Genomic DNA, 7,998 nt, shown 5'->3' with positions numbered 1-7,998 from the left:
CGGCGGAACCGCCAAGGCTCCCGACCGCGACCTGAGACCGGTTCGCTCGCGGGCGGGCGGGCCGGTTAGGTTTCCCTCATGACCGACACCACTGCTCCTCGCACCACCGGCGCCGTCGCCGCCGGTCTCGCCACCATCGCCGGCGACGGCACCGTTCTCGACACCTGGTTCCCCGCTCCCGAGCTCACCGACGCCCCCGGCCCGGCCGGCACCGAGCGGCTCAGCCCCGAGGCCGCCGTGAACGCGCTCGGCGAGGGCGCCGCCAAGGCGCTGGGCGTGGACGCGCGACGCGGCGTCGAGGTCGTCGCCGTGCGGACGGTCATCTCCTCGCTGGACGACAAGCCGCTGGACGCCCACGACGCCTACCTGCGACTGCACCTGCTCTCGCACCGCCTGGTCAAGCCGCACGGCCAGAGCCTCGACGGCGTCTTCGGCCTGCTCGCCAACGTCGCCTGGACCTCGCTCGGCCCGGTCGCCGTGGACGACGTCGAGAAGGTGCGGCTCAACGCCCGCGCCGAGGGCCTGCACCTCCAGGTCACCTCGATCGACAAGTTCCCGCGGATGACGGACTACGTCGCCCCCGCCGGTGTCCGCATCGCCGACGCCGACCGCGTCAGGCTCGGCGCGCACCTGGCCGCCGGGACCACCGTCATGCACGAGGGCTTCGTCAACTTCAACGCCGGCACCCTGGGCACCTCCATGGTCGAGGGCCGCATCTCCGCGGGCGTCGTCGTCGGCGACGGCTCGGACATCGGCGGTGGCGCGTCCACCATGGGCACCCTCTCCGGCGGCGGCAACGTCGTCATCTCCATCGGCGAGCGCTGCCTGATCGGCGCCGAGGCGGGCGTCGGCATCGCGCTCGGCGACGAGTGCGTCGTCGAGGCCGGTCTGTACGTCACCGCCGGCACCCGCGTCACCATGCCCGACGGCCAGGTCGTCAAGGCCCGTGACCTCTCCGGCGGGTCCAACATCCTCTTCCGCCGCAACTCGGTCACCGGCGCCGTCGAGGCCCGCCCGAACAACGCGGTCTGGGGCGGCCTGAACGAGATCCTCCACAGCCACAACTGAGCGTGGCCCGGGCGTGACCTGCACGGGTGACGCTGCGTTAGCACGTAGACGCGCAGTCACCCGAGCAGATGAGGCGAGGAGTCGACATGAGGACGAGGCCCACCGTTGTCGGTGCTCTCACGGTCGCGGCGATACTGCTGCCGGCCGGCGCCGCTTCCGCGGACGAGACGCATCGCGACTCGCACAACGGGCCCGTCGTCGCCCTGATCCACACGGGGCAGATCGACGACCCGGCCGAGGACGTCCTGGAGCACGCGGCGGTGCTCGGGACGACCTACGTCTACGACTGAAGCCCCCGCCTACCTGTACGCCTGCACCAGCTCCTCGTACGCCGCCCGCAGCCCGTCGACCGCGTCCCGGTCGGCGGGCTGCAGCGGTTCGCGGACCGGGAGACCGAGGAGCGCCTTCATCGTCACCGTGCCCGGCAGGCCCGACGCCATCGCCAGCTCGACCAGCGGCGCCGTCAGGGCGTTGAGCCGGGCAGCCTCCGCCGTGTCGCCCGCGTCGAAGCCGTCGAGGATGGCGCGCATCGCGCGCGGGGCCACGTTCGCCACCGTGCTGACGTAACCGCTGCCGCCCACCGCGTACAGCGGGAGGTTCAGCTCCTCGCAGCCGGAGTAGTACGCGAGCGAGGTCCGCGCCATCACCTTCGTCGAGCCGAGCATGTCGTAGGCGCAGTCCTTCACCGCCACGATCCGCGGGTGCGCGGCCAGCCGGATCAGCGTCTCCGGCTCGATCCGCGTCCCGGTGCGGCCGGGGATGTCGTACAGCATCACCGGCAGGCCGGTCGCGTCCGCGACGCGCAGGAAGTGCGCCTCCACCGCCGCCTGGGGCGGCCGGCTGTAGTACGGGGCGACCAGGAGCAGGCCGTCCGCGCCCGCCTCCTCGGCCTGGCGGGCGAGCTCGACGGAGTGCAGGGTGTCCGGGGTGCCGACGCCCGCGAGGACCTTCGGACCGGGCCCGACCGCCTCCCGCACCGCGCGGATCAGCGCGGCCTTCTCGGCGTCCGTCGTGGTGGGGGACTCGCCGGTGGTGCCGTTGAGGACCAGGCCGTCGCAGCCCTCCGCGACCAGGTGCGCCGCGAGCTTGCGCGCCGCGTCCAGGTCGAGTCCGCCGGCGGCGTCGAACGGGGTGACCATGGCGCACAGGGCGCGGCCGAAGGGGCGTGCGGTGCGTTCAGTGCTCATCCGGGAAGTCTCCGCGCCCACGACCGTGAAGGTCCACTTAGTTCTTCTTAGGGGGAGGGGTTAGGAGCGGTGAAGTGTCGTGCGCGTCTGGCATGATCGGGCGGGCGCGACAGGGGGACATGGAGAAGAAGAAAGCATGAGCGAACAGCGCGTCGCACTCGTCACCGGCTCGTCCTCCGGCATCGGGGCCGCCGTCGCCCGCCGGCTCGCCGAGGCGGGCTTCCGGGTCGTCGTCAACTCCGCGCGGTCCGTCGAGGCGGGCGAGGCCCTCGCCGCCGAACTGCCGGACGCCGTCTACCGGCAGGCCGACGTCTCCGACGAGCGGCAGGCCGCCGGACTCGTCGCCGCCGCCGTCGAGGCGTACGGACGGCTCGACGTCCTCGTCAACTGCGCCGGCACCACCCGGTTCATCCCGCACGACGATCTGGCCGCCGCCACCCCCGACATCTGGCGGCTGCTGTACGACGTCAACGTCATCGGCGTCTGGCAGACCATCACCGCGGCCGTCCCGCATCTGAAGGAGACCGGCGGCTGCGTCGTGAACATCTCCTCGCAGGCCGGCGTGCGGCCGGGCGGCAGCTCGATCCCGTACGCGGTGTCGAAGGCCGCCGTGAACCACATGACCAAGCTGCTCGCCAAGACCCTCGGCCCCGACGTCCGGGTCAACGCGGTCGCGCCCGGCTTCGTCGACACCCCGTGGTTCGACGGGGTCGAGGGCGCCGACGCGGCCAAGGCCCATGTGGCCGGGGCGGTTCCGCTGCGCCGGGTCGGCCGCCCCGAGGACATCGCCCAGGCCGTCTGCGACCTGGCGCACGCCTCGTACATCACCGGCGAGGTGCTGCTCGTCGACGGCGGCGGTCACCTGCTGGGCTAGGGCATTCTCACAGCGCCAGCTTGAAGCCGTCGTGGCTGCGCGCGAAGCCGAGGGAGGCGTAGAAGCGGTGGGCCTCGGTCCGCCGCTTGTCGCTCGTCAGCTGGACGAGCGCGCAGCCCCGCCCGCGGGCCCGCTCGACCGCCAGCCGCATCAGCTCCCGGCCGAGCCCGCCACCGCGTCGGTCGGCCCGGACCCGTACCGCCTCGATCAGCGCACGCTCCGCGCCGCCCTTGCCGAGGCCCGGGATGTAGGTGGCCTGGAGACAGCCCAGGACGGTCCCGGCCGGGTCCGCCTCGTCGACCAGCACCAGCACCTCGTTGCGCGAATCCTCCGCGACGGCGGCGAAGGCGCGCTCGTACGCCTCCGTCACGGTCACGGAGGCCGGGTCGACGACCCGGTCCTCGTCGGCCAGCAGGGCGAGGACGGCGGGCAGTTCGGCGCGTACGGCGGGGCGAAGGATCACGATCGGGAGTCTCGCACGGACACGTGACCGCGTTGTCGGCGGCTGGTGCTGCAATGGATCCATGAGCAACGACACGCCTTCGTCGGCCCGGCCGGTCGACCTGGAACTGCTGCGCACCCGACTCTGCGCGGCGCTCGACCGGGAGCCCCTGGGGTGGGACGGCGTCCGCGCCTTCGAGACGGAGCACGGCGTCGTGCTGCCCGAGCCGTACCGCACGTACGTCGCCGAGATCGGCGACGGCTGGGCGGGCGGGGTCATACCCCTCGCGGACCTGCCCGGCGACTGGCCGACGCCGCCCGAGGGCCGCGACCTCGCCACGCCCTTCCCGCTCACTGAGGCCTGGAACTGGGAGGACGACGAGGAGTACGACGAGGACGAGCTGGAGGAGCTGACCGACCGGGTCTACAACCTCGGCTCGGTCGTGCTCGCCACGGACGGCTGCGGGCTGTACTGGCACCTCGTCGTCAGCGGACCGCAGCGCGGCCGGGTGTGGTGCGTCGCCGACGTCGGCGCCGGCCCGTTCGGCGCGGACTTCGGGTACGAAGGGGAGGGCGAGCCCGGCTTCGCGCAGTGGGCGGCGCACTGGATCGGGGAGTGAACGCGGGGTCGGAAAGCGGGGGTTGACCGCACGTGCGGTCGAGGCCGGAGGCTGGAGCTCTCGACGCACAAGGAGGCTCCTCATGAAGACCGTCCCCCACCCGCACGCCCGTCCCGACCTGCACCGCCCGGGAGCCGGGTGCAGCGGTACGCGCCCGCGCTGAGTCTCAGCGCGGGCGCGTAGCCGCCGGCCTCGAGCCCTTACGGGCGGAAGCGCAGCACCTGCGGATCGTGGTCGCTGTTCTGCTCGGCGAACTCGGCGTTGATGTGCACGCTGTCGTACTCGAAGTGGTGCACGCCGGGGCTGGTCAGGATCTGGTCGAGGACCTGGCTGTTGCCCTGGAAGACGTACGAGTAGCGCTCGTCGCGGGGCAGCGACTTCACGGCCGGGTAGAGCACCCCGCCGTCCGTCAGCGCACCGGTCGTGGCGGAGAACTCGAAGTCGTTGATGTCGCCGAGGACCACGACGTCGGCCTGCTTCTGCACCGCGAGGACGTCCTTGACGAAGGCGTTCACGGCCTGCGCCTGGAGCAGCCGCTTCGCCTCGGAGGAGCGGTTCGGCGGCTGGTGGTGCGAGACCAGCGACTCGTCGCCGCCCTTGGAGCCGAAGTGGTTGGCGACCACGAAGACCGTGCGGCCGCGGAAGGTGAACTCGCCGGCCAGCGGCTTGCGGCTGTTCTCCCAGGCGGTGTTCGCCGGGTCGATCCGGCCGGGGGAGAGGGTCAGCTCCGCGCGGCCCGAGGCGCCGCGCACCACGCCGGTCGCGGTGGTCGCGTCGCCGCCGGTCCGGTCGGTGAAGGAGACCCGCTCCGGGTTGAACAGGAAGACCTGACGGATGTTGCCGCCGGGCTCGCCGCCGTCCTTGTTGTTCACCGGGTCGATCGAGCGCCACTCGTAGGCCGGGCCGCCGGCGGCGACGATCGCGTCGGTGAACTTCTTCAGCGTCTGCTGGGCGCCGACCGTGCCGTCGTTCTTCGCGCCGTTGTCGTCCTGGATCTCCTCCAGGGCGATGATGTCGGGCGAGGCGAGGTTCTCGACGACCGCCGAGGCGAGCGCGTCGAACTTGTCCTGCGGGTCGGACGGGTCGAGGTTCTCGACGTTGTACGTCGCCACCGCCAGCTCGTTCTTGTGCTGGCGCTCGGTGACCTCGCGCTCCAGGCCGCGGTCGACGACCGTGCCGAGGGTGCGGGCGGTCAGCGTGTAACCGCCGAACTGGTTGAAGTCCAGCGGGCCCTCGGCGCCGCCGGAGAGGATGTCGCCGACGTTCGCCTTCGGGAAGGGCTGCTGGGCGATCGGGGTGAGCGACTGGATCTGCAGCCGGCCGGTGTTCTGCGAGGTGTACGAGCCGTAGAGCGCGCCGCCCCGCTCGGAGCGGTGCTCCCACGGCTTCACGGTGACCCAAAGCTCGGAGTACGGGTCGGTCGCGCCGACCACGCGCGAGGAGTCGATCCGGACGTTCGTGCCCTCCAGGGACTCGTAGTAGTCCAGGGCGTACGACTCCGGGTCGAGGGTCAGACCGTTGATCGAGCCGCCGGCCGCGGCGTCGCCCTCGGGGGCGTACGCGTCGGGCACGGAGTCGCCGTCGATCGTGACGGCCTCCGGCACCGGGTTGCCCTTGGAGACCACGGTGACGGTCGGGCGGGAGAGCTGGGTGAGCGACTGGTTGCCGGAGTTCAGGCCGCCGGGGACGTACTCGCCGACCGTTCCGCTGACGCTGACCGCGTCGCCGACGGCGACCGTCGGGACGGAGCTGGTGAACACGAACAGGCCCTCGCTGGTGGAGGGGTTCTCGTCGCCCTGCGGGTCCTGGATCCAGAAGCCGCGCGAGCCGTAGGTGCGCACGCCGGTGACGATTCCGGTGACGCCGGTGACCTGCGTGCCGACCAGCGGCGAGACCCGGGTGGTGCCCTGGATGTCGTGGATGCGCACGTCGGCGGCGGAGGCGGAGCCGGCGCCGGCGAGCAGGCCCGCGGCGAGCGCGGCCGCGACGACGGAGGAGACCGCGACGGGGCCTCCCCAGCGCAGCGCGGGGACGTGTCTCGGTATGGAGGAAGGCATCAAGGAGCTCCGGAAGCGGTGGGAGGTTCGGTCGATAGATCTACGCGCGTCAATCTCTTTGCAGAGCACCCCACTTGTCAAGGGTCGCCGGGTGTACGGGGGCTGACCGATCCGTGAACCGCAGGGCCGGGCGGCAAATGCGTCTACGCTGAAGGCCGCCTGGACCCGCACCCCCCGAGGAGAACCCCGAGATGGCATCGGACCGCCCCACCCTGCCCCCCGTTCGGCTGCACTCGGACGCGGAGCTGGCGCGGGCCGCGCTGGCGTCGCCGCTGCTCGCCGGCGCGGTGCGGCTGGCCCGCTGGGCCGGGCCGGAGACCCGGGTCGGCGCGGGCGGGGAGCTCGTCGAGGAGCAACTGCCCGCGGCGGCGGAGGCGTTGGGGCTGGAGCCGGACGAAGTCGGCGCGGCGCACGCGAGCGAGGCGTGGCGGGTGGCCGTGGACACCGGGCTCGTGTCGACGCCGGAGCCGGAGGGCGACGAGGACGAGGCGACCGGCGTCGAGGCCGGTGAGCAGCTGGCGCTGCTCACGCAGGGCTCGCCGGGCGACGTCCTCGGGGTGTGGCTGGACGGCTTCGACGCGGTGTTCGCCGACGCCACCGCGCCGGCGTTCGACGACTTCGCCGACCTGATCGGCGAGGACGGCGAGATCGACGTCTCGAAGCTGGACTGGGACCCCGAGGCGGAGGCCGAGTTCCTGGAGGGCGTGCTCGGCAACCTGTACCTGCTGACCGTCACGGACGGCGGGGCGGGCGACGCTTCGGTGCCGCTGCCGGCGCTGGCCGCGTCGATGATCGTGCCGGACGACATGGGCGAGCCGACGGACGACGTCCTGGAGCAGGTGTCCGAGGCGATGATGCGGCTGGACGACCAGTTCCGGATCCTGGAGCCGATCGGGCTCGTCGAGTACCAGCCCGTGGACGAGGCGCTGATGGCGGAGGAGGGCGAGGAGCCCGAGCCGCCGATGGACGACGAGGACGTGTCCCGGTACGGGATGGTCCGGCTGACGCCGCTCGGCCTGTACGGGATCCGGACGCGGATGCTGGAGGCCGGGGTGGACGCGCCGGCGATCGGCGACCTGGCCGGGAAGGGCGCGGAGGCGCTGCTCGGCGGGATCGGGCACTACCCGTCCGAGGCGGCCCGGAGCGAGACGGAGCTGTGGCTGGCGGGGCGCGAGCCGGTGGCGGCGGCGCGCGAGCTGCTGGGCGCGGCGCGCGGCGCGGACGCGGGCTCGCCGCTGCGGCGGCTGCACTGCCAGCAGGCGCTGTCGCTGGTGGGCGCGGAGGCGGAGCCCGCGGTGCGGGAGGTGCTCGACGACGCGGAGCTGGGCGGTCTGGCGCGGGTGTGGCTGGCGGAGCGGGGCGCGGCGGACGTGCCGGCGCCGCCGGAGTCGATGATCTTCTGGCTGGCGGTGGACACGATCGCGGCGCAGCTGGAGATGGACGGCGACCTGGAGGAACTCCAGGACCTCATCGAGGGCCTGACGGGCCGTCACAGTGGCTTCTTCGACGCGGTCTGGCGCGTGGACCACCCCTCGACGGCGGACGTCCTGGAGGCGATGGGCCGCCTCCACCGCGACAAGCGCATCGCGAAGGAGGCCCGCAAGGCGGCCTTCAAGGCGAGGTCCCGCACGAACGGCTGACGCGGGCGGGGGCGGGGTGAGGGGCGGATTCGATCCCCCACCCCGCCCCTTCCCGGAACCCTGCCGGGGGCGTGGGGGCGGCCCCCCCCGGGGGCATCCGCCGCGCGCGGC

8 protein-coding genes are annotated in these 7,998 nt (G+C 73.0%); 5 read left to right on the top strand and 3 right to left on the bottom strand.

Annotated elements, in window-relative coordinates; translation table 11 throughout:
• The first annotated feature begins 78 nt into the window (after positions 1–78).
• The gene (gene dapD, locus VIU94_RS23810) at positions 79–1,068 is read left to right on the top strand and encodes a 2,3,4,5-tetrahydropyridine-2,6-dicarboxylate N-succinyltransferase (protein ID WP_331913909.1); all 990 of its coding nucleotides are present in this window, start codon (positions 79–81) and stop codon (positions 1,066–1,068) included.
• Between the two features lie 86 nt (positions 1,069–1,154).
• On the top strand, positions 1,155–1,358 hold the full coding sequence (locus VIU94_RS23805) for a hypothetical protein (protein WP_331913908.1): 204 nt from the start codon (positions 1,155–1,157) through the stop codon (positions 1,356–1,358).
• Positions 1,359–1,367: 9 nt separating this feature from the next.
• Here VIU94_RS23805 and dapA read toward each other — a convergent pair whose 3' ends face one another.
• Positions 1,368–2,255 (bottom strand): 4-hydroxy-tetrahydrodipicolinate synthase, encoded by an 888-nt coding sequence (gene dapA, locus VIU94_RS23800; RefSeq protein ID WP_331913907.1) that lies wholly within the window; start codon positions 2,253–2,255, stop codon positions 1,368–1,370.
• Positions 2,256–2,391: 136 nt separating this feature from the next.
• Between dapA and VIU94_RS23795 the strand changes: the two genes are divergently transcribed.
• Complete coding sequence (locus VIU94_RS23795; RefSeq protein WP_331913906.1) at positions 2,392–3,129, top strand: SDR family NAD(P)-dependent oxidoreductase; 738 nt, start codon at positions 2,392–2,394, stop codon at positions 3,127–3,129.
• Between the two features lie 7 nt (positions 3,130–3,136).
• Here the strand turns inward: VIU94_RS23795 and VIU94_RS23790 are convergent, their stop codons facing one another.
• Positions 3,137–3,592 (bottom strand): GNAT family N-acetyltransferase, encoded by a 456-nt coding sequence (locus VIU94_RS23790; protein ID WP_331913905.1) that lies wholly within the window; start codon positions 3,590–3,592, stop codon positions 3,137–3,139.
• 61 nt (positions 3,593–3,653) lie between these two features.
• On the opposite strand from VIU94_RS23790, the gene VIU94_RS23785 reads away from it, so the two are divergent.
• Positions 3,654–4,190, top strand: a complete 537-nt coding sequence (locus VIU94_RS23785; RefSeq protein WP_331913904.1) for an SMI1/KNR4 family protein — start codon at positions 3,654–3,656, stop codon at positions 4,188–4,190.
• Positions 4,191–4,390: 200 nt separating this feature from the next.
• On the opposite strand, the gene VIU94_RS23780 is transcribed toward VIU94_RS23785, so the two are convergent.
• Complete coding sequence (locus VIU94_RS23780) at positions 4,391–6,247, bottom strand: DUF8508 domain-containing protein (protein WP_331913903.1); 1,857 nt, start codon at positions 6,245–6,247, stop codon at positions 4,391–4,393.
• A 191-nt stretch (positions 6,248–6,438) separates the two neighbouring features.
• Here VIU94_RS23780 and VIU94_RS23775 point away from each other — a divergent pair, with 191 nt between their 5' ends.
• The gene (locus VIU94_RS23775) at positions 6,439–7,887 is read left to right on the top strand and encodes a hypothetical protein (RefSeq protein ID WP_331913902.1); all 1,449 of its coding nucleotides are present in this window, start codon (positions 6,439–6,441) and stop codon (positions 7,885–7,887) included.
• Positions 7,888–7,998: the final 111 nt, after the last annotated feature.

The sequence above is a fragment of the Streptomyces sp. genome (assembly GCF_036566765.1).
Lineage (GTDB): Bacteria > Actinomycetota > Actinomycetes > Streptomycetales > Streptomycetaceae > Streptomyces.
The sequence above is the reverse complement of the archived record's forward strand: the minus strand, read 5'-3'. Positions and strand labels throughout refer to the sequence as shown.

Excerpts from the sequence above, each read along its gene's own strand:
- dapD (WP_331913909.1), top strand. The coding sequence starts at position 79 with ATGACCGACACCACTGCTCCTCGCACCACCGGCGCCGTCGCCGCCGGT.
- dapA (WP_331913907.1), bottom strand. The coding sequence starts at position 2,255 with ATGAGCACTGAACGCACCGCACGCCCCTTCGGCCGCGCCCTGTGCGCC.
- VIU94_RS23795 (WP_331913906.1), top strand. The coding sequence starts at position 2,392 with ATGAGCGAACAGCGCGTCGCACTCGTCACCGGCTCGTCCTCCGGCATC.
- VIU94_RS23780 (WP_331913903.1), bottom strand. The coding sequence starts at position 6,247 with ATGCCTTCCTCCATACCGAGACACGTCCCCGCGCTGCGCTGGGGAGGC.
- VIU94_RS23785 (WP_331913904.1), top strand. The coding sequence starts at position 3,654 with ATGAGCAACGACACGCCTTCGTCGGCCCGGCCGGTCGACCTGGAACTG.
- VIU94_RS23805 (WP_331913908.1), top strand. The coding sequence starts at position 1,155 with ATGAGGACGAGGCCCACCGTTGTCGGTGCTCTCACGGTCGCGGCGATA.
- VIU94_RS23775 (WP_331913902.1), top strand. The coding sequence starts at position 6,439 with ATGGCATCGGACCGCCCCACCCTGCCCCCCGTTCGGCTGCACTCGGAC.